Origin of the sequence: Oryzomicrobium sp. (assembly GCF_021287045.1) — a bacterium.
Classification (GTDB): domain Bacteria; phylum Pseudomonadota; class Gammaproteobacteria; order Burkholderiales; family Rhodocyclaceae; genus Oryzomicrobium.
Map to the genome: position 1 here is coordinate 20695 of NZ_JAJTBG010000015.1, position 23809 is coordinate 44503.

Annotated in this window: 23 protein-coding genes; 4 read left to right on the top strand and 19 right to left on the bottom strand. The window is 67.4% G+C overall.

The window, feature by feature from the left end:
- Nucleotides 1–46: 46 nt before the first annotated feature.
- Nucleotides 47–784, bottom strand: a complete 738-nt coding sequence (locus LWW89_RS14960; RefSeq protein ID WP_293265570.1) for a hypothetical protein — start codon at nucleotides 782–784, stop codon at nucleotides 47–49.
- A gap of 546 nt (nucleotides 785–1330) precedes the next feature.
- On the opposite strand from LWW89_RS14960, the gene LWW89_RS14965 reads away from it, so the two are divergent.
- A complete protein-coding gene (locus LWW89_RS14965; RefSeq protein WP_293265572.1) occupies nucleotides 1331–1759 on the top strand; it encodes a thioesterase family protein in 429 nt (142 codons plus the stop codon).
- An 89-nt stretch (nucleotides 1760–1848) separates the two neighbouring features.
- Here LWW89_RS14965 and LWW89_RS14970 read toward each other — a convergent pair whose 3' ends face one another.
- The gene (locus LWW89_RS14970) at nucleotides 1849–2487 is read right to left on the bottom strand and encodes a c-type cytochrome (RefSeq protein WP_293265574.1); all 639 of its coding nucleotides are present in this window, start codon (nucleotides 2485–2487) and stop codon (nucleotides 1849–1851) included.
- An 89-nt stretch (nucleotides 2488–2576) separates the two neighbouring features.
- The gene (locus LWW89_RS14975; RefSeq protein WP_293265576.1) at nucleotides 2577–4046 is read right to left on the bottom strand and encodes a hypothetical protein; all 1470 of its coding nucleotides are present in this window, start codon (nucleotides 4044–4046) and stop codon (nucleotides 2577–2579) included.
- A 775-nt stretch (nucleotides 4047–4821) separates the two neighbouring features.
- On the opposite strand from LWW89_RS14975, the gene LWW89_RS14980 reads away from it, so the two are divergent.
- Together LWW89_RS14980 and LWW89_RS14985 are read left to right on the top strand one after the other, a co-directional pair.
- Entirely contained in the window at nucleotides 4822–5748 is a 927-nt protein-coding gene (locus LWW89_RS14980) for a branched-chain amino acid transaminase (protein WP_293265578.1), read from the top strand.
- Between the two features lie 121 nt (nucleotides 5749–5869).
- Nucleotides 5870–6286 carry a DoxX family protein gene (locus LWW89_RS14985; protein ID WP_293265580.1) on the top strand — a complete coding sequence of 139 codons (417 nt, stop codon included), beginning with the start codon at nucleotides 5870–5872 and terminating at the stop codon, nucleotides 6284–6286.
- Nucleotides 6287–6416: 130 nt separating this feature from the next.
- Here LWW89_RS14985 and pcaD read toward each other — a convergent pair whose 3' ends face one another.
- The 7 genes from pcaD to LWW89_RS15020 all read right to left on the bottom strand — a co-directional run bounded on the left by pcaD (nucleotide 6417) and on the right by LWW89_RS15020 (nucleotide 12008).
- Nucleotides 6417–7196 (bottom strand): 3-oxoadipate enol-lactonase, encoded by a 780-nt coding sequence (pcaD, locus tag LWW89_RS14990; protein WP_293265582.1) that lies wholly within the window; start codon nucleotides 7194–7196, stop codon nucleotides 6417–6419.
- A 16-nt stretch (nucleotides 7197–7212) separates the two neighbouring features.
- Nucleotides 7213–7509 carry a YciI family protein gene (locus tag LWW89_RS14995; protein ID WP_054622476.1) on the bottom strand — a complete coding sequence of 99 codons (297 nt, stop codon included), beginning with the start codon at nucleotides 7507–7509 and terminating at the stop codon, nucleotides 7213–7215.
- Between the two features lie 22 nt (nucleotides 7510–7531).
- Nucleotides 7532–7807, bottom strand: a complete 276-nt coding sequence (catC, locus tag LWW89_RS15000; protein ID WP_293265587.1) for a muconolactone Delta-isomerase — start codon at nucleotides 7805–7807, stop codon at nucleotides 7532–7534.
- 135 nt (nucleotides 7808–7942) lie between these two features.
- Nucleotides 7943–9286 (bottom strand): TIGR00366 family protein, encoded by a 1344-nt coding sequence (locus tag LWW89_RS15005; RefSeq protein ID WP_293265589.1) that lies wholly within the window; start codon nucleotides 9284–9286, stop codon nucleotides 7943–7945.
- Nucleotides 9287–9425: 139 nt separating this feature from the next.
- Nucleotides 9426–10631: a 3-oxoadipyl-CoA thiolase gene (gene pcaF / locus LWW89_RS15010; protein ID WP_293265591.1), complete on the bottom strand. Its 1206-nt coding sequence runs from the start codon at nucleotides 10629–10631 to the stop codon at nucleotides 9426–9428.
- Between the two features lie 43 nt (nucleotides 10632–10674).
- Complete coding sequence (locus LWW89_RS15015; protein ID WP_293265593.1) at nucleotides 10675–11319, bottom strand: 3-oxoacid CoA-transferase subunit B; 645 nt, start codon at nucleotides 11317–11319, stop codon at nucleotides 10675–10677.
- Between the two features lie 14 nt (nucleotides 11320–11333).
- Nucleotides 11334–12008 (bottom strand): 3-oxoacid CoA-transferase subunit A, encoded by a 675-nt coding sequence (locus LWW89_RS15020; RefSeq protein WP_293265595.1) that lies wholly within the window; start codon nucleotides 12006–12008, stop codon nucleotides 11334–11336.
- A 392-nt stretch (nucleotides 12009–12400) separates the two neighbouring features.
- Here LWW89_RS15020 and LWW89_RS15025 point away from each other — a divergent pair, with 392 nt between their 5' ends.
- A complete protein-coding gene (locus LWW89_RS15025) occupies nucleotides 12401–13249 on the top strand; it encodes an IclR family transcriptional regulator C-terminal domain-containing protein (protein WP_293265597.1) in 849 nt (282 codons plus the stop codon).
- A gap of 97 nt (nucleotides 13250–13346) precedes the next feature.
- Here the strand turns inward: LWW89_RS15025 and LWW89_RS15030 are convergent, their stop codons facing one another.
- The 9 genes from LWW89_RS15030 to LWW89_RS15070 form a co-directional block, all read right to left on the bottom strand.
- The gene (locus LWW89_RS15030) at nucleotides 13347–13649 is read right to left on the bottom strand and encodes a putative quinol monooxygenase (protein WP_293265599.1); all 303 of its coding nucleotides are present in this window, start codon (nucleotides 13647–13649) and stop codon (nucleotides 13347–13349) included.
- Nucleotides 13650–13658: 9 nt separating this feature from the next.
- The gene (locus LWW89_RS15035; protein WP_293265601.1) at nucleotides 13659–14663 is read right to left on the bottom strand and encodes a helix-turn-helix domain-containing protein; all 1005 of its coding nucleotides are present in this window, start codon (nucleotides 14661–14663) and stop codon (nucleotides 13659–13661) included.
- Nucleotides 14664–14870: 207 nt separating this feature from the next.
- A complete protein-coding gene (locus tag LWW89_RS15040) occupies nucleotides 14871–16391 on the bottom strand; it encodes a hypothetical protein (protein ID WP_293265603.1) in 1521 nt (506 codons plus the stop codon).
- Between the two features lie 427 nt (nucleotides 16392–16818).
- Nucleotides 16819–17496 carry a hypothetical protein gene (locus LWW89_RS15045; RefSeq protein WP_293265605.1) on the bottom strand — a complete coding sequence of 226 codons (678 nt, stop codon included), beginning with the start codon at nucleotides 17494–17496 and terminating at the stop codon, nucleotides 16819–16821.
- A 242-nt stretch (nucleotides 17497–17738) separates the two neighbouring features.
- Nucleotides 17739–18944: a ferritin-like domain-containing protein gene (locus LWW89_RS15050; protein WP_293265607.1), complete on the bottom strand. Its 1206-nt coding sequence runs from the start codon at nucleotides 18942–18944 to the stop codon at nucleotides 17739–17741.
- Nucleotides 18922–19776 carry a PhnD/SsuA/transferrin family substrate-binding protein gene (locus tag LWW89_RS15055; RefSeq protein WP_293265609.1) on the bottom strand — a complete coding sequence of 285 codons (855 nt, stop codon included), beginning with the start codon at nucleotides 19774–19776 and terminating at the stop codon, nucleotides 18922–18924. Before LWW89_RS15055 ends, LWW89_RS15050 begins: the two co-directional genes overlap by 23 nt.
- Before the next feature lie 9 nt (nucleotides 19777–19785).
- Nucleotides 19786–20940: an acyl-CoA dehydrogenase family protein gene (locus LWW89_RS15060; protein ID WP_293265611.1), complete on the bottom strand. Its 1155-nt coding sequence runs from the start codon at nucleotides 20938–20940 to the stop codon at nucleotides 19786–19788.
- 285 nt (nucleotides 20941–21225) lie between these two features.
- Nucleotides 21226–22233, bottom strand: a complete 1008-nt coding sequence (locus LWW89_RS15065) for an MBL fold metallo-hydrolase (RefSeq protein ID WP_293265613.1) — start codon at nucleotides 22231–22233, stop codon at nucleotides 21226–21228.
- 176 nt (nucleotides 22234–22409) lie between these two features.
- On the bottom strand, nucleotides 22410–23807 hold the full coding sequence (locus LWW89_RS15070; RefSeq protein WP_293265615.1) for a sensor histidine kinase N-terminal domain-containing protein: 1398 nt from the start codon (nucleotides 23805–23807) through the stop codon (nucleotides 22410–22412).
- Between the last annotated feature and the right edge of the window lie 2 nt (nucleotides 23808–23809).

Genomic DNA, 23809 nt, shown 5'->3' on the forward strand with positions numbered 1-23809 from the left:
GGGCGGGGTTGGCGTTGCAACGTTTGTACGCCGGAGCGCTGCCGGATCAGCTGGTGGTGCTGACCAGGCCGCCCACGGCGGCAGCCGCGGAGGAACCGTGGTTTTGCAGGTTCTGCTGCAAGGCCTGGAGGAAGGATTGCAGGTCCGGCTGGCTGGCGGCCGAAGCGCTGCTCGACGCGCTGCCCGAGGACGATTGCCCCTGGGTGGCGTTCATCAGGTTCTGGAAGTCGCTTTGCAGGGCGGAAATGGCGCTGTTGCCGGAAGTGCTGCCGCTGCTGCCCAGTTGCGAGATCAGGCTTTGCAGCCCGCTGGCGAAGTTGGCATAGCCGGAATGCACGCCGGAGGCGGAATTGCTGCCGGAGCTGCCGCCATTGTCGCTGTCGCCGTCGCCGCCGGAAGAGCTGCCGCTCCCCTGGGACTGGTGCAGGGCGGTGAACAGGTCGTGCATCAGCTTGTGCATGTCCTGGCCCACGGACTGGTTGCCGGATGCGGCGCTGGCGGAATTGGCGCCGTCGTCCCCATCGCCGTCGCCGCCTTGGCCGCCCTGGGACCCGGGGGCCCCTTGCCCAGCGCCGCCCGGACCGCCGGGCAGGGAAATGCCCAGCTGGCTGAAGGCCTGCTGCACCGCGTTCATGAACTCGCCGCCGCCACCGCCGCGGTGATGGTGATGCCCTTCCGTTTCCTGGGTGGACGAGGCGGGGCTGGAGCCGGCAGCGCTGACGCTGCTGGTCGAGGCCACTTGGCTGGTGTAAAGCGAGCTGGTATCGACGCCGGAAATGCTCATTTTGGTACTCCTTCTTTTGTCATGGGACTGACTTGGGTGATAAATCCTCCCCCGTTTCCGGGGCGGCAATTCGAGACGGAGCGAGACAGAAAAAACCTTGGCGGCTCTGCGTCAGGATTCCCCTGCCTCCAGGGGATTGCCTAGGCAATATTTCGGCCTGAAAGAAAATAACTGGAGTTACCGTTTTGCAAATGGCTGTAATCAAATGTTAAGGAAATCGGGTGGAGTCGTCCCTGTTTGTAGATCGTTGTTTTTCCATTGATTATATTGGCATTTTGTATCAATTTTGATACCGTTTCGGCGCTTCTGCGTGGCAATATTTTCCTTGTTTTGTTTTTGTGTAGATCGCTGTTTATTTTTGATTTTTACAAATACAAAAGGATATTGCCGCAGGTGGCGGCAATATCTGCCGCGCTGTTTTTACGCTGTAAAAATAAATGCACCAATACGGTGCGAATTCATTTACCGGCGGGTCGGTTTTTTTGTATCATCGCCGGGTTTTTCAATTTTGACTTTAATCTGACTTCTATTTGATTGCATCCGATCATGGCGCGCATCGAAATCACCCTTCCCGAGCACTACCTCTTTTCCACCGAGCTGCCCCTCTACATCGGCCACATCAACTACGGCGGCCACCTGGACAACGGCCTGCTGCTCACCCTGGTGTCCGAGGCCCGGGTGCGCTTCTACAAGCACCTGGGCTATTCCGAGCTGGACGTGGAAGGCGTGGGCACCGTGGTGGCCGACGCGGCGGTGCAGTACAAGTCCGAGGCGTTCCATGGCGAGACCATGGTGGTGGAGATGGGCGCCACCGATGCGCACAAGTACGGCTTCGACTTGGTGTGGCGCATGAGCGACCGGGCCAGCGGCCGGGAAGTGGCCCGGGGCAAGACCGGGGTGATCTTCTTCGATTACGGCCCGCGCAAGATCGCGCACATGCCGGAGGCGTTCCGCGCCAGGCTGGGGCTGGCGTAAGCCGCCCCATGGCCAGGGCGGCCGGGGCGGTTTGAGGCCTGGGCGGCCTGGGCGGCCGCCGGCAGAACGGGGCTTGCGCCCCGGCGCGGCTAGTCGGGGAAGGCTTGCAGGTAGGCGGCCACCGCCCGCATGTCGGCGCCGCTCAGGCCGTGGGCGATGGTCTTCATGACGCTGCCCTCGGGGCGCTCGTCGGTGCGTTGGAACACCACCAGTTGCTTGTAGAGGTAGTCGGCGTGCTGGTAGGCCAGGCGCGGGAAGGTGGCGTTGCCTTCGCCGTGCTCGCCGTGGCAGGTGGCGCAGGCCGGGATGTTGCCGTCCGGCAGGCCGTCCTTGAAGATGCGCCGGCCCGCCTCGGCCAGGGCCGGGGCCGCCGGACCGGGCGAGCGGGGGCGCTGGGCGGCGAAATAGTCGGCCAGCCCGGCGATCTGGGCGTCGGTGAGCTTGCGGCTCAGGCCCCACATGTATTCGAAACCGGCCGGATCGAGGCGATTGTGGCCGCGGAACTGGCGCAACTGGGCTTCCAGGTAATCCTTTTGCTGGCCGGCCAGGCTGGGGAAGTTGGGCGAGGGGGCGTTGCCGTCCAGCCCGTGGCAGTTGGAGCAGACCTGGGCCGCCAGGGTGGCGGCCGGGACGTCCGGATTCCCCAGATCGCGGGAGCGTTCGAGATTGACGCAGCCCCCCGCAGCCAGCAGGAGGGCGGCGGTGGCGAGGGCGGGACGGGCGTTCATGGCGGGGCTCCTGGCGTCTGGGGGTTTTATCCGGCGTGGGGGCCGGCGGGTAATGAGGCTGGAGGCTGCGTGTCTGCGGGTCGGTGCGCTCAGTAGGCCGCCCAGAGGTAGAGGAAGGTCAGGTCGTTGTCCTTGGCGCTGCGGCTGGAAACGCCGTCGTAGGCGGTGCTGCCGCCCATGAACTGGGTGTACTTGTAGTACTGGAAGCCGATGCGCACGTACTGGATGGGGGTCCAGAAGACCTCGGGAATCCACACCCGGGTGCCGGGCCGGTTGTTGGCCGAGCCGGTGATCGGGTTGGCGGCGTAAAGGATGGCGTCCTTCGACCCCTGGGAGCTCACGTAGGACAGGCTGGCGCCGTACTTGGCCAGGTAGATGTAGGTGGCGTTGAGCTTGAGCAGGTCGATGGTGTTCGACGAGTTGGCGTAGCTCCCGGTGTAGGCCGGGTTGTTGGGGTTCCACAGGGCGTCGTCGTAGCGCTGCCGCTCCCGGGTGTAGGAGAACTGGGCCGAAAAGGTGTGGGGGTCCAGGATGTGCTGGAACTGGCCGTCGATGCCCACGTCGTCGTTGCGGATCAGGGGCGAGCTGGCGTTGGTCGGGTCGGAATAGACCCGGGCGTTCAGGCCGTGCAGCCCGATCATGGCGCTATTGGCGCCCCAGTCGTGGTTCAGGGCCAGCCGCCAGTAGGGGTTGTAACCCTTGAGGGTGGTGGTGTTGTCGCTGCTCACCCCCTGGCTCATGATCGAGTAGATGCCGTTGGCGTTGCGGTAGAGGCCCACCTCGGCGTACACCGTGTTGTTCCAGAAGGCATAGGCGTTGAGGCCGGCGTTCAGGTTGCCCTGGGTCAGCATCGGCGAGTACTGGGGGCCGGTGAACACGTTGGCCTGCAAGGAGGCGGGGCCGATGGGGGAGGGCACCATCTGGAACGGGTTGTTGAAGGTGTTCCACACGTCGGTGGTGCCGATGTTGTTGTTCAGGCTGACGCCGACGATCAGGTCGCGCCCCGGGTTGATGAGGCGGTCGGCGTAGCGCAGGTCGAACTGGTCGGAGGCGGTGTGGCTGACCCATTTGCCCTGGCCGTTCTGCTGGGAATAGGGGTCGAGGGTCCACTGGGCGAACAGGCCCAGGTTGTCGGTGATCTTGCCGCCGGCGAAGAGGCTGGCCTGGGAAACCGTGAACAGGCCGTCCCGGGGGTAGTTGTCGTTCGGCATGGCGCCGTTGCCGCCGCTGCCGTTGGGGTCGACCAGGGAGCCGTTGGTCTTGTTGGCCACCTTGGTCATGCCCGCCTGGATCATCACCGACAACGGGATCGGATTGCGCACCCCGATGGTGTAGCCGGTGAGCTTGAAGATGCGGCCATAGGGGGTGAGGGCGGGAAACTGGCCGCCGGCATGGCAGGCCACGCAGTTCTGCCCGGTCTGGCGGGCGAACAGGGGAAGCGCCTGGGCTTCGCCGGAAAAAAGGCTGGCCGCGGCGATGAGCCAGGCGGCGAGATGGAAGAAAAACCGGGGCGTGCCCGGACGTACCCATGAATATGCCGATGCCGTGCCGCGTTCCATGACCGCTCTCCCCGGTTGGGACTGCCGAATCGCCAGATTCCACCTTAGGTCATGGCGTTCGATTATTCAAAAATGACGAAAAAACAGTATTGGGAACGATTTCGACTCATATTTAGATTTTTTGTCTTTGCAATGTATTGTTTTATATGAATTATTTGTTTTTATTGACGCCAAGCTGACGAAATTGACACTGCCTTGGGGCAAAGAGTGAGGAATAGGCACCCGCTCAAGGCGATGCGACATCGTCCGTCATGATCGAGGCCGTGTCGTTTTTCATGTTTTTTACCCTGTTGAGGATCGGGCGGCGGAACTGGCGCCATGGCCGATGTTCACGACGGTTTTTGTGCCAGCTGGATTGGGGGGCGAAGCGGTGAGTCGATGGCGCTTACCGAGGGGAGGGGGAATATCGTGCGCATGCTTGCCCCTCGGCGACGCCTGCGCTGTTGGCCGGCTACCCTGGTCCGGTTCATCCGATCGGTTCGGATGAATTATTTTCACCTCACCCTCTGCGGATTCGTTTGAGCGCCGGCCCCGGCGCTTCCATGCTGTGTGCACCGCCTCCTGCGGCTTGCCACCTGGCCCCACCGGGCCTCTCGGGTGCGCGCCGCCCCCGCCCGTTCCACCCACGCTCGGATGCGTGCGCCCGCCGCCACCTCTGGCGGGCCTCCGCCCCCTTTTGTCTGCCGGGGCCGGTCCGCGTGGCGCCTGTGCCTTGCGGCCCCTCCGGCGCTTTCGACATTGCGACATTGCGAACGCTGCGATTGAGGAGGACATCATGTCCATGGAAAACCGCGACGGCCTGATCTGGTTCGACGGCCAATGGCTGCCTTGGCGCGACGCCAAGGTGCACGTGCTCACCCACACTCTGCATTACGGCTACGGCTGCTTCGAAGGCATCCGCGCCTACGCCACCCCCAAGGGCCCGGCCCTGTTCCGCCTGCCCGAACACCTGCGCCGGCTCAAGGATTCGGCCCACATCCTGGCCCTGGACCTGCCCTGGGACAGCGAGGCCCTGGCCGATATCTGCTGCCAGGCGGTGGCGCGCAACAACCTGGAATCGGCCTACATCCGCCCCCTGGTGTTTCTCGGCGCCGAAAAGGCCGGGGTGGACCCGGCCGGCGCCTCCACCCACGTCATGGTGGCCGCCTGGCCCTGGGGCGCCTACCTGGGCGAGGGCGCCCTGGAGCGGGGCATCAAGGTGCGCGTCTCCAGCTACGCCCGCCACCACCCCAACGTGCAGATGTGCCGGGCCAAGGCCATCTCCACCTACAGCAACTCCATCCTGGCGGTACGCGAGGCGCGCCGCGACGGCTACGACGAAGCCTTGCTGCTCGACACCGACGGCTTCATCGCCGAAGGGTCGGGGGAGAACGTCTTCATGGTGCGCGACGGCCAGCTCTACGAGCCGGAAACCACCGCCGCCCTGGACGGAGTGACCCGTCGCACGGTGCACGTGCTGGCCCGGGAAATGGGCCTGACCGTGACCCCCAAGCGCATCACCCGGGACGAGCTGTACTGCGCCGACGAGGTGTTTCTCACCGGTACCGCCGCCGAGATCACCCCGGTGGTGGAAGTGGACGCCCGGCGCATCGGCGCCGGCACGCCGGGGCCGGTGGCCCGGGAGCTACAACGGCGCTACTTCGCCTGCGTGCGCGGCGAGGATGCCAACCACGCCGACTGGTTGCGCCTGGCCCGGGGCTGATCCGCCCAGCCATGCTGTCGCCGCTGGCCATGCCGCGCCGGAGCGCCTTGCCGCACTCCGGCGCGGTTTTTTTGTCTATGCCTATGGGCCAGCGTGGCCCGGACAGGAAAGGATGTTCATCATGAATGCGTGTTGCTGCCGTGGGTTGCCCGTGGTGGGGCGGATACTGCTGGCCCTGATCTTCGTCTGGTCCGGCTACGGCAAGATCGCCGGGTTCGCGGGCACGGTGGGTTACATCGCCAGCAAGGGCCTGCCCCTGCCCGAGGTGGCCACCGCCCTGGCGGCGGCGGTGGAACTGGGGGGCGGGGTACTGTTGATCATCGGCTGGAAGACCCGCTGGGCCGCGGCAGCCATCGCCCTGTTTTCCCTGGCGGCGGCGTTCTTCTTCCATAACTTCTGGGCGGTGCCTGCCGACATAGCCCAGAACCAGATGATCCACTTCATGAAGAACATCGCCATGGTCGGCGGCCTGCTCTACGTGGTGGCCTACGGCCCCGGACCGTGGAGCGTCGATGGGGAAGGGCAGGGCCGGTGCTGAAGGGGCAGCCTCCGGCGAGCGACGGGCGCGGCCGTGCAAGCGCGCTTCACCGCGCCATTTAATCCCTTAACCGTAACGACAACGGCCTCCCGAGGGAGGCCGTTGTCGTTGCCGGGGGAACCTTAGAGGCTCAGGCGGCGAGGAAATCCACCAGGGCTTGGGTGAAGGCCTCGGCCTGCTCCCAGTTGGAGATGTGGGACGCGTCCAGTTCCACATAGCGGGCGCCGGAGATGGAGGCTGCCAGTTCCTGGCCTTGCTGCGGCGTGGCCGCCAGGTCGTGGGTGCCGGCGATGACCAGGGTGGGGGCGGCGATGCGGCCCACCTGGTCGCGCAGGTCGGCGTCGCGCAGGGCGGCGCAGTTGCCGTTGTAGCCGGCTTCCGGGGTACGGCGCAGCATGTCCACCAGCTGGCGGGTCTGCACTGGCGCCCGGGCGCGGAAATCGGCGGTGAGCCAGCGTTCCACCAGGGCCGGGGCCATGGCGTCCAGGCCGTTTTCGCCCACGGCGGCGATGCGGGTCGCCCAGCCGTCGGCGGAGCCGATGCGGGCGGCGGTGTTGCACAGCACCAGCTTGTTCACCCGCTGCGGGTGGGCCAGGGCCAGTTGCATGCCGGTGGGGCCGCCCATGGACAGGCCGCAGAAGTGGGCCCGTTCGATCTTCAGGTGGTCGAGCAGGCCGGCCACGTCGTCGGCCAACTGGGCGAAGCTGTACTCGCCGGCGGGGATCGACGACTTGCCGTGGCCCCGGGTGTCGTAGCGCACCACCCGGAAGCGTTCGGCCAGGGCCGGCAGCTGGGGCGCCCACATGTCGGCGTTGGTGCCCAGGGAATTGGACAGGACGAGGGCGGGGGCGTCGGCCGGGCCGTCCTCCACGTAGTAGAGGCGCGTTGCGCCGAGGTCTGCGTAGGGCATGGAATTCCTTGGCGGGTCAGAGGTAGCAACGGCCGTCGACGTAGGCCTTGCGCCAGCGGGTGATGGTCACCCGGGCGAACAGGTCCGCCGCCGAGAAGGGGTCGGCGGCAATCAGCCGTTCCGCCGCTTCCCGGCTGTCCACATCGACCACGTACAGGCCGCCGCCGGCATCGCTGCCGTCGTCGTTGAGCTTGGCACCACAGGACAGCAGCAGGTGCTTGTGGCGGTCGAGGAACTCCAGGTGGGCCGGGCGGTGCTGCTGGCGCACCTGGGCGTGGCCCGGCTTGTCCCAGGTTTCGATGATGTAGGGCATGGCGGACGTCTCCGGCAGCAGGTCAGATGGCCGAGGGGTGGCGGGCCAGGGGGGTGACCTTGATCTCCATGTAGGGGAACAGGGGCAGGGCTGAGAGCAGGTCGTGCAGCTCGTCGTTGCTGGCCACGTCGAAGATGCTGACGTTGGCGTATTCGCCGACCACGCGCCAGATGTGGGCCCAGCGGCCGTCGCGTTGCAGGGACTGGGAGTAGGCCTTTTCCTCGGCCTTGATCCGGGCGGCTTCGGCTGGGTCCATGTCGGTCGGCAGATTCACTTGCATGTGCACCATGTACAGCATGGGAGGTCCTTTCGGGGAGGGAAGGGCGCCGGGGCCCGGGCCGGGGACTTTACACCCCGGCGGGGGCGGCGGCAGACAGGAAATCGGGGAAGGGAAAAACACGGGCGCCGGCCGTAGCCGGCGCCGGGTAGCGCATCAGTGGCCGAGGAAACCCCAGGCGAGCACGGCGACGATGTAGATGGCGCCCACCCACAGCATCATGATCACGGTGTAACCCATGATGTCGCGCAGCTTGAGCTTGGACAGGGCCAGGGCCGGCAGAATCCAGAAGGGCTGCACCAGGTCGTTCCAGGCGTTGCCCAGCATCACCGACATGGCGGTCTGGTTGAGGGAACTGCCGATCTCCTTGGCGGCGTCGATCATGAACGGGCCCTGAAGCATCCAGTGGCCGCCGCCGGAGGGGGCGAAGAAGTTGATCAGGAACGAGCTGATCAGGCCCCAGAAGGGCAGGCTCTGGGGGGTGGAGATGTCCACGAACACCTGGGAGATGGTGGTGACCAGCCCGGAGCCGGCCATGATTGCCATGATGCCGGCGTAGAAGGGGAATTGCAGGATGATGCCGGAGATGGTCTTGACCCCCTCGTTGAGGCGCGCCATGTAGGCGGCGGGGGTGCCCAGCAGCAGGATGCCGACGAACAGGATCGTGAAGTTGATCATGTTCAGGTCCAGGTTGCCGCCCTTGCTGAAGTGCAGGCCGATGTAGCCCAGGCCGAACAGGCCGATCAAGAGGCTGAGCAGGCGGCTGTTGTTGAGCTTGCTCGCCAGGGTGTTCTCGGCCAGCAGGCCGTCGCCGCTGCCCTCATGGCTTTCCTGGGCCTTGTCGATGTCCGGATTGACCTCCACCACGGCGTCGCCGGCCTTGGGGTGCAGCCAGGCGTTGAGCAGGGGCAGGGTGACGATCACGGCCAGGCTGGTGAGCAGCATGGGCAGGGTGAAGATGGTCTGGCTGAGGGGGATCAGGCCCATCTGCTTTTCCATCGGGTGGCCGGCGGTGGAGATCAGCACCGGGATGCTGGCGGACAGGCCCAGGCCGTACAGGGTGAAGCCGCTGTAGGCCGAGGCGATGATCAGGGGGTAATGCACGCCCTTGACCTTGAGGGCCAGCTTCTTGGCGACGATGCCGCCGATGACCAGGCCGAAGCCCCAGTTCAGGTAGCTGCCGATGCCCCCCACCAGGGTGGCGACGATGATGGCGGTGCGCGGGTTGTGCACCTTGCCGACGATGCGGTTGAGCAGGCGGTCGGTGAGCGGAGCGGTGGCCAGCACATAGCCCATGGCCAGGATCACCGCCATCTGGGTGGTGAAGGCGAGCAGGCTCCAGAAGCCCTTGCCCCAGGCGACGGTGAGGGCTTCCAGGCCCTGGCCCTCGATGGTCATGGCCATCACCGCGGTGAGCAGGGTGAGGCCGATGGCGAAGACGAAGGGGTCGGGCAGGTACTTGCGCATCAGCTCGGTGAAAAACGAGGCCAGCTTGTTCATACAGTCTCCAATTTACTTTTAACTATCCAACCCTAGGGGTGTGATTCCACGGCCGGGAATTGGCTCCCGGCGCCGGGAAATGCGTCACCTCTGATGGGTGCTTGGCTGAAAAAAACGGTGCGTGTTCGATCGCTGGCGGTCAGACCCTTTCGATGATCAGGGCCAGGCCCTGGCCCACGCCGATGCACATGGTGCACAGGGCGTAGCGGCCGTTGCGGCGTTCCAGTTCGTGCAGGGCGGTGGTCACCAGGCGGGCGCCGCTGGCGCCCAGGGGATGGCCCAGGGCGATGGCGCCGCCGTTGGGATTGACCCGGGGATCGTCGTCGGCCAGCCCGTGGTCCCGGGTAACGGCCAGGGCCTGGGCGGCGAAGGCTTCGTTGAGCTCGATCACGTCCATCTGGTCCAGGCTCAGGCCGGCCTTGGCCAGCACCTTGCGCATAGCCGGGGCCGGGCCGAAGCCCATGATGCGCGGCGCCACCCCGGCGGCGGCGGCCGCCACCACCCGGGCCCGGGGCGTCAGGCCGTGGCGGGCGACGCCGGCTGGCGAGGCCAGCAGCAGGGCGCAGGCGCCGTCGTTCACCCCCGAGGCGTTGCCGGCGGTGACTGTGCCGTCGGGGCGTACCACGCCCTTGAGCTTGGACAGGGATTCCAGGGTGGTGCCGGGGCGCAGGTGCTCGTCGTGCTCGACGCGCAGGGGCTTGCCCTTCTTCTGCGGGATCAGCACCGGCACGATCTCCGCGGCCAGGCGGCCTTCGGCCTGGGCGGCGGCGGCGCGCTGCTGGCTGCGTAGGGCGAAAGCGTCCTGGTCGGCCCGGGCGATGGCGAAGTCGGCGGCGACGTTTTCCGCCGTCTCGGGCATGGAGTCAACACCGTGGCGGGCCTTCATCTCCGGATTGACGAAGCGCCAGCCGATGGTGGTGTCCTCGATCTTCATGCTGCGCGAATAGGCCTGGTCGGCCTTGCCCATGACGAAGGGGGCGCGGGACATGCTTTCTACCCCGCCGGCGATGAGCAGGTCGGCCTCGCCGCTCTTGATGGCGCGGGCGGCGGTGGCGACGGCATCGAGGCTGGAGCCGCACAGGCGGTTGAGGGTGGTGCCCGGCACTTCCACCGGCAGGCCGGCCAGCAGGGCGGCCATGCGTGCCACGTTGCGGTTGTCCTCGCCGGCCTGGTTGGCACAGCCGTAGATCAAGTCGTCCACGGCGCTCCAGTCCACGCCGGGGTGGCGTTCCATCAGGGCGCGGATCGGCAGGGCCGCCAGGTCGTCGGCGCGCAGGCCGGCCAGGGCGCCGCCGTACTTGCCGAAGGGCGTGCGCAGGGCGGCACAGATGTAGGCGTTTTCCATAGGTCTCCTTGTCGTTGTTCTCTGGGGGCGGGGTGGGGAAGGGTCAGGCGCCGGCATCCACCAGGGGCACGGGCACCAGGGCCTGCAGGTCGGCGAAGCTCAGGCCGTCCACCCGCTCGCGCACCAGCAGCCCGTCGCGGGTGATGTCGATCACCGCCACGTCGGTGTACAGGCGGTTGACGCAGCCGATGCCGGTGAGGGGGTAGGTGCAGTGCTCGACCAGCTTGCTCTGCCCGGTCTTGGTCAGCAGTTCCATCATCACGAACACCTGCTTGGCGCCGATGGCCAGGTCCATGGCTCCGCCCACGGCGGGGATGGCGTCCGGAGCGCCGGTGTGCCAGTTGGCCAGGTCGCCCATGGCCGAGACCTGGAAGGCGCCGAGGACGCAGATGTCCAGGTGGCCGCCGCGCATCATGGCGAAGGAGTCGCCGTGGTGGAAAAAGCAGCCGCCCCGAAGCAGGGTCACCGGCTCCTTGCCGGCGTTGATCAGCTCCGGGTCTTCCTGGCCGGGGGCCGGGGCCGGCCCCATGCCGAGCAGGCCGTTCTCGCTGTGCAGGAAGATGTCCCGGTCGGCGGGCAGGTAGTTGGCCACCTTGGTGGGCAGGCCGATGCCCAGGTTGACGTAGGCCCCTTCGGGAATGTCGCGGGCCACCCGGGCGGCCATTTCGTTGCGGTTGAGTCGATTCATGGCGTGGCTCCGGGTCAGCAGGCGGCGGTGGCGGTGGCCACTACGCGCTGGACGAAGATGCCCGGGGTGATCACGCCTTCCGGGTCCAGGTCGCCCAGCTCGGCCAGTTCGTCGACCTGGGCGATGGTGCAGGCCGCCGCGGTGGCCATGATCGGGCCGAAGTTGCGGGCCGCCTTGCGGTACACCAGGTTGCCCCAGCGGTCGCCGCGGTGGGCCTTGATCAGGGCGAAGTCGGCGCGGATCGGGTACTCCAGCACGTAGTTGCGCTCGCCGATGCGGCGGGTTTCCTTGCCCTCGGCGAGCAGGGTGCCGTAGCCGGTGGGGGTGAAGATGGCGCCCAGGCCGGCGCCGGCGGCCTGGATGCGGGCCGCCAGGTTGCCCTGGGGCACCAGTTCCAGCTCGATCTCGCCGGCTTGGTAGAGGGCGTCGAACACCTGGGAATCGGCCTGGCGGGGGAAGGAGCAGATGATCTTTTTCACCCGCTTGGCCTTGAGCAGGGCGGCCAGGCCGGTTTCGCCGTTGCCGGCGTTGTTGTTGACGATGGTCAGGTCGCGGGCGCCCTGGGCGATCAGGGCGTCGATCAGGTGGTTCGGCATCCCGGCCGTACCGAAGCCGCCGATCATGACGGTGGCGCCGTCATGGATGCCGGCCACGGCCGCATCCAGGGATGAAACGATCTTGTCGATCATGGTCTCGCTTGCTGGTTCTCCCCTGCGGGGAGACCTCCTATGGGTGATGAAGGACGAACGTGCGACGATCTTTTGTGCGATAACCGCACGTAGATTCGTATTTCGCACAAAGTCTAGGAGGGCGAATGCGGCAGCGTCAACGGCGATAATCGAAATATTGTTCGATTATCGAACTAACGAAATCGATGCACTGCACCATGGGCCATGGGCTTTGGAGCCTGGAATCAGGGGGAAGGGAGGTGCACGGCACTGCGCGGGCGTGCGCGATAATCGTTGGCTTGTGCGATATTCGGATAGTTGGTTATGCTGATCGCTTGATGGCTGCTCCGGGCGCCCGCCGGCTTCCGGCGCCGAAACCCGGGCGGCCGCGCGAGCTACTGGAACCGAGCCCCATGCACAACACTCCCCCCGCCTCCGACGACCTGCCCGACGCCGCCGGCGACGAGGCTGCCGCCACGCCGGCCGACGACATCTCGGCCCAGGCCGGCGATCCCAACTTCATGGCGTCCCTGGCCCGGGGGCTGGCAGTGATCGAGGCCTTCTCGCCGCAGCGGCGGCAGATGTCGATCTCCCAGATCAGCCAGAAGACCGGCATTCCTCGGGCTGCCGTGCGCCGCTGCCTGTACACCCTGGCCAAGCTCGGCTTCGTCAGCGCCGAGGACGGGCGCAACTTCGCCCTGCGCCCGCGCATCCTGTCCCTGGGCCATGCCTACTTGGCCTCTACCCCCCTGGCCAAGGCGGCCCAGCCGGTGCTGCGCGACGTCAGCAACCGGCTGCATGAGTCCAGCTCCATCGCCATCCTGGACGGGGACGAGATCCTCTACATCGCCCGGGCGTCCACCTCCCGGATCATGACCATCGACCTGGACATCGGCAGCCGCCTGCCGGCGGTCTATACCTCCATGGGCCGGGTACTGCTCGCCCACCTGCCCGAGGACGAGCGCGAAGCCTGCCTGGGCCGGGCCAAGCTGATCCAGTACACCGCCCACACCCTGATGACCGTGGAGGCCCTGCGTGCCGAGCTGGCTCGGGTGCGGGCCCAGGGCTACGCCGTCATCGACCAGGAACTGGAACTCGGCCTGCGCTCCATCGCCGTGCCGATCGCCGCGCCGGACGGCAAGGTGGTGGCGGCCATCAACGTGGGCCTCCAGGCGGCCCGGGTGTCGGTGGCGGAAATGGAGGCGCACATCCTGCCGGTGCTGCGCGATGCGGCCGCCGAGTTGGCCCTCTTGCTGGCCTGACAAGCACCCCGGCCTGGCGGCACGCACCAAGCAAAAGCGCCGGGGATTTCCCCGGCGCTTTTGCGTTGTGGCGGCGCCGACAGCGCGCACGGGCGGATCAGTCGGCCAGCCCGGCGGCGGCCAGCAGGTCGCCCTGGACGAGCCGGGGCGGAACGGCGAGCAGGGTCTCGAAGCGGGCCAGGGCCGCCTGGAGCGGCGGCGAGGCCAGGTGGGCGGAACAGGCCGCGTCGTCCCGGTACAGCTCGTAGACGATGAAGCCGTGGGGCACGTCGCGGCGGCGGTGCACCGCGTAGGTCCGGTTGCCCGGCTCCTGGGCGGTGCTGCGCACCAGGTCGCGCAGGATGGCTTCGACGGCGGCATCGCTGTCGGGGCGGGCGGTCAGTTCGGCGAGCAGCAACATGGGGGCTCCTTAGCGTGAGGTGGGGGAAGGAGTTGTCAGGATGCCCGCCGACGAGCCGGGCGGATTGTAGAAATGCGTCCTCCCGGCCAGCAGCGCCCGGTACTGGCCCGGCGTCAGGCGGGCCAGGGCGCGGAAGTCGCGGATGCAGTGGGCCTGGTCGTAGTAGCCCAGGGCCAGGGCCGTATCGGTGAGGGAGGCGTCGGGTGCCAGGGCCAAGCGGCGGGCGGTCTTTTGCAGCCGCACCAGACGCTTCCAGGCCACCGGGGCGAGGCCGGTTAGGGCGCCGACGCGCCGCTCCAGCTGGCGCCGCCCCAGGCCCAGGCTAGCGGCCAGGCGGTCGATGCCGGCGTCGGCCATGTCTCCATCCGGGGTCACGTCTATCGCGGACTTCCCGTTTCTTCCAGCCGCATCGCCAGCCCATGGCGCCCCGGCCGGAGACTGGCGGTAGAGCCGGTCCACGGCGGCTTCGGCCAGGGCGTCGGGGGCCTCGGGGCGCAGCCGGGCGCCCAGGAAGGCGTGCAGCAGGGCGGCCCGGGCGGGCAGGGAAGGGGTCTCGGCGAGCCGCGCCGCCAGCACCGCGCCGGCCGGCCCCCAGAGGTCCCGGGGCGTCAGCGGCGCATCGGCCAGTTCGGCGCCGGGGATGGGGGTGAAGCGGTGGATCATGCCGGCGCGAAAGCGCACGGCGATGAAATCGACCCGGGGCGCCGGCAGCAGGTGCAGGACGCGGCGGCGCAGGGCCAGCAGGTGGGCGTCGGGCAAGGCCTGAGCCGGGGGCGGGATTTCCTCCCGGGCATTGCGGGCCTCCCCATTTGCCGCTGCGGAGGCCAGGGCTTGGAAGGGGGCTTCCCGGTGGAAATAAATCTCGGCACCGGTGCCCGGTAGCAGCAGGGGCAGGGGAATGGACGCCTGGCCCGGATTCCGTGCCGACGCAGGAAACTCCGGCGATTGCCAACCCCAGAAGCGGTCGATGAAGGGCCGCAATTGCAAGGCGGGGCGTAGGTGGAAGATGCGCATCGGACGTTGCGAGTCAGGGGGCGGCAGACACTGGCGAGGTCACAGTCCCCACAGGATGAGAGTGCCGGTACCGGTCAAGCCAGAAGAGCAGGGGAGTCCATGTTGTTTTTTCATCATGGATGAAGACCAGGGGGGAGCAACGGCTCGGGCGGCTGACTCGCGCTGGGCATGGCCGATCCTATGAATGATGGCCGTTGCTGCTGGCGTTTAGAGGCCAAAATCCGGCAAGTCCGTTTCGGTGGGGATTTTGACGAGGCATTTCGTCTTGTCCTGGTCGGGATAGCGTTTGATTATCTTGGTGACTATCCCCGTCTTGCCATCACCGAGTTTGACTTTGGCGCCTGGAATCGGAGATCCCTTCACCGTCATTTCCGTGTCCTCGACGTCGGAGAGAAATGGTGTCGGCGGCGGGCTCATGTAGCCCGGGTAGTCATGCCGCTTGGCATCGGTGAAGTCCTTGCCTGGCTTGTGGATGCTGGGTGTGGGATAGGGGTTGTACCTTGCAGCCGTTCTGCCCATGGTGCTCTGGTAGGCCTGTTGTCCGACATTCTTGGGACGCACCTTGTTGGTGTCGCGGTAGTTGGTGGTGCCAGTGTTGTCTGTGCTCAGGTCGTCATAGCCCGTGGGGGTCGATCTACGGTAAAAGATGGTGCTGGGGTAAGCGATTCCCATGGCGCCAACGCTGATGTCATGGTTGATCTGAGTGAATGGAAGATCGGATTTGATCGCAGCGTTCTCGATCTGGTTATATCTCCAACTCGATGTTCCGCCGTTACTCTGGGTGGAGTCGCTTTCGGCCGTGTATGTCCGAGGGTCGGTATCCATCGTGGATTCGTCATCGTCGGTACTTATCTGGTTTTGTGCCAGTGCGAATGCATGGCCCCTGACTTGGCCTGGGACCGTTGGCAGGCCTCCATAGGTCGCTTCCGATCGTTTGATCGGTTTCTTATATTTCTTCTTTTTCGTGGGCTGGATGTGCATGCCGAGATTCAGCCCGCCCTGGTTCATGATCAATGACGGCGCGTCGGGATTGCCGAAGGTCAGCGGGATCGTGTCTGTCGTCGGCGGATTGAACTGATGTTGATAGAGAAAATAGGAATTCCCCGAGCCTACAGGCATCTTTGCCCAATAGTGGTCCTTTCCGGAAGGCGGCATCATCTTTTCGTCGATGTTGTGAGCGCCCGGCGCCGTTTCTGAAATCTGCTGACTGCTTGGTTGGTAGAGCGTGGCGAAGCGGACGTCCTGGGCAAACTCATGCCCCTGTTTGAGTTTGGCGGAGGATATTTTTTTCTCGGTCGGCGCTTGAATTCCGCTGGATGACTGTTGCCCGGTGGCAGCCTTGAGGTATTGGAGCAGGTGGTTGTCGTCGTTGAAGGAATAGATCGTACTGCGGTCGTCGTTGAGTCTTTTGAATTCGGCTTCCAGCCCTTCTTTCTGCAGATATTCCGTGATTTCCTTCGTCATGTTGACGGTACGTGGAATGGGCCTATCGCCGACCTTGATCGCACGCTGAACCACGGAGTGGGCCCCTCCGCCAGTATTTCCGGGCGCATTTTCATGGCTGTCCGCGAGGGCCTGCAACTGGGTGAGCGCCGAAACGATCCGACTCTTATCCGCGGCGCGCTGATAAACCCCCTGGGCTGGTGCGTCGCTACTCGTGCCGAGACGGCTGGCTGGCGGTTGTTGATCCGTGAATGAGGGTCTTTTTGCCAGGCGTGCCGTTGTCATCGGGAGGCTCCTCGATTCGGCGTCGGAACACGCCAGGTCAGGGGAGACCAAACGTCCATGCTTTTTTCGCCTTGCGGGTGTTGAATCGCCTGGAGCCGCCGGTGTGGCTGGGGCATAGCCAATTCGTAAGGTAGGTATTTCATTGTGTATATGCGGTACTGGATAAGAACCATTCTCGATGACAACAAGATTATCCCGACCATGGGAACGCAGCAAGAAAGGGTAACTTCAAGCCTCGCGCCAATCCCGCCGGATCGTTGTCCGTGCCTTCTGGATATGAATGGGGAATCAACCGCGCCAGCCTTATGTGACAGTACTTATGTGACGGTACTGAATTGGTGCTTCGGCGCCGTGCGGTGGCAACAAAAATCCCGCCGAAGCGGGATTGGGGGGATTGGGGGCAAAAGAGCCAGGAGGCTCGCTTCGGTCAGGGATGGTAGTTCGTACCGTAGGGGTTGCCGCCCACATCCACGCCGCCGGCCATGGGCAGGCCCGAGGCCGGGTTGATGCCGGGGGCTCCGTAGGGATTGCCCCTGGCGTCGACGCCTCCCGGGTCGCCGGTCATCGGCAGGCCGGTGGTGGGATTGATGGCGGGCGCATCGAGATAGACCGGGTTGTTGCCGCTGGCGATGACCAGGGTGCGCCGGGTCCGGGACCGGATCAGGTCGACGAAATACCAGACGAGGCCGATGGCGAAGCCGGCGATGGCGCCCAGAAGGCCCCAGGCGGCGAACGCGTTGTCGAACACGTAGCCGGCGATGCCGGCGGCCAGGCCCAGGGCGATGCTGAGGCCCAGGGTGTATTGCAGGGAGGTGAAGAACAGGATCACTCCGGCGATGCCGGCGACCCACAGGCCGACCTTTTTGGCGCGGCTCCAGGCGTCGTTCGATTCCGCCCCGGCGGCCTTGGCGCTGTTCTGGACCGCGTTCTTCCGGTCGCCCTGGGCGGTGGCGGCGTTCTTTTTCGCGGCTTCCTTCGGCTTGGCCGTTTTCCGGGTTTCCGACGCAGCGGGGCGTCCGGACGAGTCGTCGTCGGCGGCAACGACGCCGCTGCACGAGAACAAGGCGATGAACAGGAGGCCGATGATCTTTTGACAGAGCGTCATGGGGCGCAGTCCGGAAGGTCTGGTGAAAGCGGGCCGGAATTGTAACGCAGCGCCCCGGGGCGCTGCCCGGTTGTCCCGCGACCGGGAACGGCTTGTCGACTGAGGACAGTGGCGTGGCGCGCGTGGTTCCCCATGCGGGCCGGAAGGGGCTGGAAGGGGGGCGAGGAGGGCGGTGCGGGTGGCGACCGCATCGCCCGGGCGGCCCCTCGCCGGAGAACCGGGCGAAGGGCACCGCCGCGGGGTTACATGAAGTTACGGGTGTGCAGGGAGGCCAGCCGCCGGGCCGATTCTCCCTGAAAGCCGAGCTTGGCTAGCCGCGCTTCCCGGCCCCGGGCCATGTCCTGCAACAGCTCTTGGACCCGGGCGTAGCCGGCGGCGATGGCCGCCGGCTCGCTGCTGCCGGCCGCCAGCAGGATCAGGGCGTCGAACACTTCCTCGTTCAGGCCGGAGGTGCCGGCCAGGTGCTCGTAGCGGGCTTCCACGGCGTTGCCCAGGCGGGCCAGCAGGGCTGGTTCCAGGGCGATGTGCTGGCCCAGATGGGCCATGCCGAAGGCCACGTGGCGCGCTTCGTCCCGGGCGGCCAGGCGGGCGATCTGCCGGGTTACCGGGTCCGGGGCGTGGTGGTGCAGAAAATTGAGCAGGCTGACGAAAGTGCCTTCGCCGAGCACCGCCAGCAGGAACTGGGCGGTGGAAAAGTCAGGCTCGTCCACCAGGGTCTTCAGCGACGCCTGCCCGCCGGCGGTGGACAGCCCGGGCTGACGGCCTTTGAGGGCGATGCGGCGGGTGAACACGTCGATGTGCCGGGCCTCGTCCGCCACCTGGATGGCCAGCAGCGCCTGCACTTCGCGGAAGTGAGGGTGGAGCTGGCCGAGAAAGCGGGCCGGCACCACCAGGGCGGCGTTTTCGTTTTCCACCATGTAGGTCATCACCTGGACCACCGCGTCCTCCACCTCGTCGGGCAGATCGCAAGGGGCCTGCCAGTCGATGGCGGTGTCGGCGTTCCACTGGGCGGCCACGGCCTCGGCGTAGAGGGTGGCGGCGCTGTCGGCCCAGACGTCCTCGCGCCGGGTGAGGCGGAAAGCGAAGGCGGGGCTGCCCGCCTCCACGGTGGCGCCCCGGGCGGCCAGGCCCCAGCGGGCATCGGCCTCCGCCCGCACGGCGCCGTCCGCGCCGGGGTCGATCGCCCCGGTGGCCGCCGCGCCGCGCCAGCGGCCGGCCTGGACCGCGCCCCGGGTGATGCGGGCGCAGGGGCGGCCGTCGCCGCCATCCTCGAAGGCCACGGGATGCCCCTGGCTGCGGCACCAGGCGGCCAGGGGGCCTTGCCAGCCCTCGCCCTGGCCGCGCACCTCCAGCACCTCGCCGACGGCTACCCGGCCCAGGGCCAGCTTGACCACCAGGTGGGCGCCGGCGTCGAAGCCGAGGGAATCAATATCGATAGTCGGCGGCAAGGATCTTCCCTTCGGCGTCGTAAAAGGCTTCGTCGTCCACCGCACGGTCCAGGGCCGCGTAGCCGCTGGTGCGGCCGGGGCGCCAGGCGCGCAGGCCTTCCAGTTCGAGCAGGGGGCGCACCGCCGGATCGTCCCAGGACATGCCCAGCAGCAGCTCGATGAAGCGTCCGATCAATTCACTGGGGGCGCCGGGGCTGACGGTGAAGTTGCAGTGGTCGTAGAGGCCGGTGCGGGCCAGGATGCGGGTCGCGCCGCTGGGCAGCACGCCCTCGTTGGCGAAGGCCAGGTAGTTGCCGTCGATCATCCAGGCCGCGTCGATCTCGCCGGCCATCAGGGCCTGGGCGGCATCGCGCTCGCCGCCGATGTGGTCGCCGTGCTTGCCGCCGAGCACGTCGAAGCGGCGGGCGGTGTAGTCGCGGCCGGCGACCAGGCCGGCCTGGCGCAGGTGGTCGAGGGGGATGAGGGTGGCCTGGGGCGAGTCGATGGCGCCGAAGCCCACCCGCTTGCCGACCAGGGCGGTGCGGTCGGCGGGGCCGTCCTGGCGCACCACCAGCACCGAGGACAGGTCCTGGTCCGTGTCGCGCATGGCCACGGCGGCGACCTCCAGCCCCCGGGCCCGGGCCATGCGCTCGGCGCGCACCCAGGCCAGGGGCGAGTTCCAGGCGAGGTGGAGGGTGCCGTCGAACTGGGCTTCCACCTGGCGTTCGTAGTTGGAATAGAGGACGAAATCGAACTCCAGGCCCTGGTCCCGAAACCAGGCCTTGAAGCCTTCCCAGATGGTGACGACCTTGGGGGCGTAGGCGACGGCGCCCATCACGAGGGGTTGGGTCATGGCGCCTCCTCAGCCGAACACCGGCATGCTGCAGACGGCCTTGCCGATGAAGTCGTAGAGCACGTCTGCCGTGGGCGCCATGACGGTGGCGGCCCGGGCGTCGCGGAAGTGGCGTTCGACGCCGTGGTCCTTGCGGAAGGCGGCGCCGCCGCACACGCGCATGGCCAGGTCGGTGACCTCGGTGCCGGTCTCGGCAGCGGCGGCCTTCACTTCGAGCAGGCGAAGCATGGTGTCGGGGCGGCCTTGCTCGACGGCGTCCAGGGTGTCGAGGAGCAGGGTGCGCACCAGATCCACCTTGATGCGGGCGCGGCCCAGGTAGGCGCGCACCGTGGGCAGGTCGGCGATGGATTGGCCCAGGTGCTCGAAGCGGGTGGCGCTGACGTGGGCGATGGCCTTGGTCAGGGCCGCCTCCATGTTGCCCAGGGAGACGGCGGCGGTCATCAGGTTGAAGTAGGGGACCACGGTGCCCATCATGATGTCGAAGCCGCCACCGTCGGCGCCCAGGCGGGCATCGGCGCCGAGCCGCACATTTTCGGCGGTGATCGGGGATGAGGCGTTGCCGCGCAGGCCCAGCCCTTCGAACTTGCCGACCACGGTCAGGCCCGGGGCATCGCCCGGCACCAGCCACAGGGTGCTGGCGCCTTCGGCCGCCACGGGGCGGCTCGACCAGACGTAGGAATCGGCCTCGCCGGCGGAAGTGATCATGCTCTTCTTGCCATCCAGGCGGATCGCGCCATCGGCGGCCGCGGCCGTGCCGACGGGGGCCCAGAAATGGCTGCGGGAGCCGGTTTCGGAGAAGGCCAGGGTGGAAACGTGGCGGCCGGCGGCGACGGCGCGGCGCACCTCCAGGCTGCCGTGGGCCTCGATCACCGCCGTGGCGCAGTAGTGCATGCATAGCACCATGGCGGTGGAGGTACAGCTTTGGGCCACCTTTTCCACCGCCAGGGCGGCGGCGCGGTGGCCCTGGCCCAGGCCGCCTACCTCGGGGCTGCTGATCAGTCCGAGCAGGCCGGCCTGGCCCAGGGCGTCGAGGGCGGCGCGGGGATAGGTGCCATTGGCGTCGACGTCGGCGGCGGCGGGGGCGACGACGCGGGCCACCACGTCGTCGATCTTGGTCAGGTTGGCGGCGAGCGCATCCGCCACGGGACGGTTGTCGTGGGTCATGGGGTCTCCATTCACATAGCCGCCCGGGCACGGAGTTGCCCGGGCTTAATCGCGGCCTGGGGCCACGGCAAAATCGGCAGGCGGTACGCAGACCGCCGTTGCTGAACGGGATTCAAGGATTCAGGCCAGGGGGGATTTTGCCGCAACGGGCGCTATCCCGAGCGGGTTTCGTGCGTCCGCGCCGCGGGATGCAGCCCCTGCATCGAGCGCGGCCGGGGCGCGAAAACGGACACGCCCCGCACAGGGCGGGGCGTGTCGAAGCGGAGAGGGGACCGGGACTGGAAGTCAGCGCAGCGGGCCGAATTCCACCGCCACCCAGCTGTAGCGCTTGCCGTCCTGGCGGACGTGGCCGATGCCGGGGAAGGGCAGGTGCATGCCGGCCACCAGCAGCTTTTCCTTGGCGGCGTAGGCGAAGATCTTCTGCCGGGTGCGCACCGCCTGGGTCTTGTCGGTATCGAACTCGATGGCCACCGTCGGGCGGGCGAACTGCACCGCGGCGTTGTGCACCAAATCGCCCCAGATCAGCAGCTTTTCACCGTTGGAGGTGAACAGGTAGCCGCCGTGGCCCGGGGTGTGGCCCCGGGCGGCCACGGCACGCACGCCGGGCAGCAGCTCGGTTTCGCCGGCGAAGGGCTTCCACTTGCCGGCGGCCTGGTAGGGGGCGGCGGCATCCCGGGCCATCTTGAAGAAGGGCTTGAAGTCCTCCGGCGCCTTGTCGGCGTTGGCCTGGCTCAGCCAGAAGTCGCTTTCCTCCTGGGCCAGGCGCACCTCGGCGTTGGGGAACACAGCCTTGCCGTCGGGGCCGACCAGGCCGTTGGCGTGGTCGCCGTGCAGGTGGGTGAGCAGCACCACGTCCACCTGGGCCGGGGTGTAACCGGCGGCCCGCAGGTTGTCCACGATGAAGCCCAGGGTCGGGCCGAACAGTTTGGCGGCGCCGGCATCCACCAGCACCAGCTTGCTGCCGGTGTTGACCAGGTAGGCGTTCACCGCGGTCTGCATCTTCGGCGCGGCGAGGAATTCCCGGGCCAGCAGGCGCTGGATCTCGGCCTGGCTGGTGTTCTTGAGCAGGGTCGGGTCCAGGTCGATGAAGCCGTCGTAGAGGGCGGTGACTTCGAAGGCGCCGTGCTGGTAGCGGTAGAAACCGGGGACCTGGGTCTTCACCTGGGGCGCCTCGGCATGGGCAGGAACGGCCAGGGGAGCGGCGATGGCGGCGGCCAGGCACAGGGCGGCGCCGCGCAGCAGGCGCCGGGTGCGGGCGAGACGGGGGAGGAGAGCGGAGTGGCGTGGGGTCATGGACTGGCCTCGCGTTGGATCGTTGCACGGGGAGGGCCGCGCCGGGCGCGGCGTGGGGCCATAGTGTGGCACATTCCGGTGGGATTTCGGACCGGAGGCTGACGTAAAACCGGCGGCAGAGCCGGACCGGGCTGAAACCGGCGGGCCCTGCCTGAGTCGGCCTTGATCAGTCCGGATCAAGCCGCCGCAGCGGCTGCAACGGCAGCGGCGGCGCGGAAGCGCAGGGCGATGCGGGTGCCCTGGCCCTTGCTGCCGGCCTCGACGTGCACCGTGGCGTTATGCAGGCGGGCGATCTCGGCGACGATGGCCAGGCCCAGGCCGCAGCCGCCGCTGGGGCTGCCGGCCAGCCGGTAGAAGCGTTGCAGCACCTTGTCGCGCTCCTCGGGGGGAATGCCCGGGCCGTTGTCCTCCACTTCGAGGAAGGGGGCGCCCCGGTACAGGCCGCAGCGCACCGTGACCCACCCGCCGGGTTCGGCGTAGGCGATGGCGTTGTCCACCAGATTGGCCAGGGCCTCGTGCAGCAGCCAGGAAACGCCGTCCACCTGGACCGGCTTCAGCTCGAAGCCCAGGTCGATGTTGCGGGTGATGGCCCGGTCCAGGTGGGACGAGGCGATCTGCTCGGCGATCTGGGACAGGTCCACCCGTTGCAGGGACACGGCGCCGGCGGCGGCGGGCTCGGAGCGGGCCAGGGCGAGGAGCTGGTGGACCAGGTGGGTGACGCGGCGGGTGGCTTCCTCGATCTGTTGCAGGCGGGCGCGGCGCTGGGCGTCGTCCTGGTCCAGGATGGCCAGTTCGAGTTGGGTTTGCAGGGCGGACAGGGGGGTGCGCAACTGGTGGGCGGCATCGGCGAGAAAACGCTGCTGGGCCGCCGAGGATTCGCTCAACACCGAGAACAGCCGGTTCAGGGCTTCCACCAGGGGGCGCACTTCGCCGGGCACGTTGGCCAGGTCGATGGGCCGCAGGTCCTGGGGGCTGCGCTGTTCCACCTCCTCGCGCAGGCGGGTGAGGGGGCCCAGGCCGGCCCGCACCGCCAGCAGCACCAGGGTGACGATGGCCAGGCTGAGCAGCACCGCCGGTCCGATCAGGGCGGTGAGCACCCGGCGGCGCAGCCGTTCCCGCTTCTTGGTGGTCTCGGCCACCTGCACGGTGACGTCGCCGGCGGCGGAAGGGGCCACGTACACCACCCCCCGGATCGGCTCGCCGTGCACCACGCCGTCGTAGAAGAGGGGGCCCTGGTGGTCCGGCTCTACCGGCTCCAGGTTGGGGTCGCCGGCGATCAGCCCGCCGTCCTTGGTGTGGACGGCGTAATAGATCTGGTCGAAGCCGTCGGTGCGGATGATCGAGTCGGCCTGGGGCGAAAGTTGCAGGCTGAAGCGCCCTTCCTCCAGGCGCAGGTGGCCGGACACCGCCAGGGCCGCGTCGAGCAGGGCCTGGTCGTAGGCGTCGGTGGCGGGGGAGAGGATGAAGCGGTAGTCGCTGGCGACGCTGACCAGGAAGATGGCGGTGAGGGGCGGCATCAGCCACAGCAGCAGGCGTTGCCGGATGCCGTGGGAGGGATCGAAAAAGAGCTTCATCC

Bases quoted from the DNA above. Each gene is read 5' to 3' on its own strand.
- LWW89_RS15015 (WP_293265593.1), bottom strand. From the start codon at position 11,319: ATGAATCGACTCAACCGCAACGAAATGGCCGCCCGGGTGGCCCGCGAC.
- pcaF (WP_293265591.1), bottom strand. From the start codon at position 10,631: ATGGAAAACGCCTACATCTGTGCCGCCCTGCGCACGCCCTTCGGCAAG.
- catC (WP_293265587.1), bottom strand. From the start codon at position 7,807: ATGCTGTACATGGTGCACATGCAAGTGAATCTGCCGACCGACATGGAC.
- LWW89_RS15065 (WP_293265613.1), bottom strand. From the start codon at position 22,233: ATGACCCCACGCCACTCCGCTCTCCTCCCCCGTCTCGCCCGCACCCGG.
- LWW89_RS14975 (WP_293265576.1), bottom strand. From the start codon at position 4,046: ATGGAACGCGGCACGGCATCGGCATATTCATGGGTACGTCCGGGCACG.
- LWW89_RS15040 (WP_293265603.1), bottom strand. From the start codon at position 16,391: ATGACAACGGCACGCCTGGCAAAAAGACCCTCATTCACGGATCAACAA.
- LWW89_RS15045 (WP_293265605.1), bottom strand. From the start codon at position 17,496: ATGACGCTCTGTCAAAAGATCATCGGCCTCCTGTTCATCGCCTTGTTC.
- pcaD (WP_293265582.1), bottom strand. From the start codon at position 7,196: ATGCCCTACGCAGACCTCGGCGCAACGCGCCTCTACTACGTGGAGGAC.
- LWW89_RS15025 (WP_293265597.1), top strand. From the start codon at position 12,401: ATGCACAACACTCCCCCCGCCTCCGACGACCTGCCCGACGCCGCCGGC.
- LWW89_RS15020 (WP_293265595.1), bottom strand. From the start codon at position 12,008: ATGATCGACAAGATCGTTTCATCCCTGGATGCGGCCGTGGCCGGCATC.
- LWW89_RS15060 (WP_293265611.1), bottom strand. From the start codon at position 20,940: ATGACCCACGACAACCGTCCCGTGGCGGATGCGCTCGCCGCCAACCTG.
- LWW89_RS14960 (WP_293265570.1), bottom strand. From the start codon at position 784: ATGAGCATTTCCGGCGTCGATACCAGCTCGCTTTACACCAGCCAAGTG.
- LWW89_RS14985 (WP_293265580.1), top strand. From the start codon at position 5,870: ATGAATGCGTGTTGCTGCCGTGGGTTGCCCGTGGTGGGGCGGATACTG.
- LWW89_RS15030 (WP_293265599.1), bottom strand. From the start codon at position 13,649: ATGTTGCTGCTCGCCGAACTGACCGCCCGCCCCGACAGCGATGCCGCC.
- LWW89_RS14995 (WP_054622476.1), bottom strand. From the start codon at position 7,509: ATGCCCTACATCATCGAAACCTGGGACAAGCCGGGCCACGCCCAGGTG.
- LWW89_RS15070 (WP_293265615.1), bottom strand. From the start codon at position 23,807: ATGAAGCTCTTTTTCGATCCCTCCCACGGCATCCGGCAACGCCTGCTG.
- LWW89_RS14980 (WP_293265578.1), top strand. From the start codon at position 4,822: ATGTCCATGGAAAACCGCGACGGCCTGATCTGGTTCGACGGCCAATGG.
- LWW89_RS15035 (WP_293265601.1), bottom strand. From the start codon at position 14,663: ATGCGCATCTTCCACCTACGCCCCGCCTTGCAATTGCGGCCCTTCATC.
- LWW89_RS14965 (WP_293265572.1), top strand. From the start codon at position 1,331: ATGGCGCGCATCGAAATCACCCTTCCCGAGCACTACCTCTTTTCCACC.
- LWW89_RS15055 (WP_293265609.1), bottom strand. From the start codon at position 19,776: ATGACCCAACCCCTCGTGATGGGCGCCGTCGCCTACGCCCCCAAGGTC.
- LWW89_RS14970 (WP_293265574.1), bottom strand. From the start codon at position 2,487: ATGAACGCCCGTCCCGCCCTCGCCACCGCCGCCCTCCTGCTGGCTGCG.
- LWW89_RS15005 (WP_293265589.1), bottom strand. From the start codon at position 9,286: ATGAACAAGCTGGCCTCGTTTTTCACCGAGCTGATGCGCAAGTACCTG.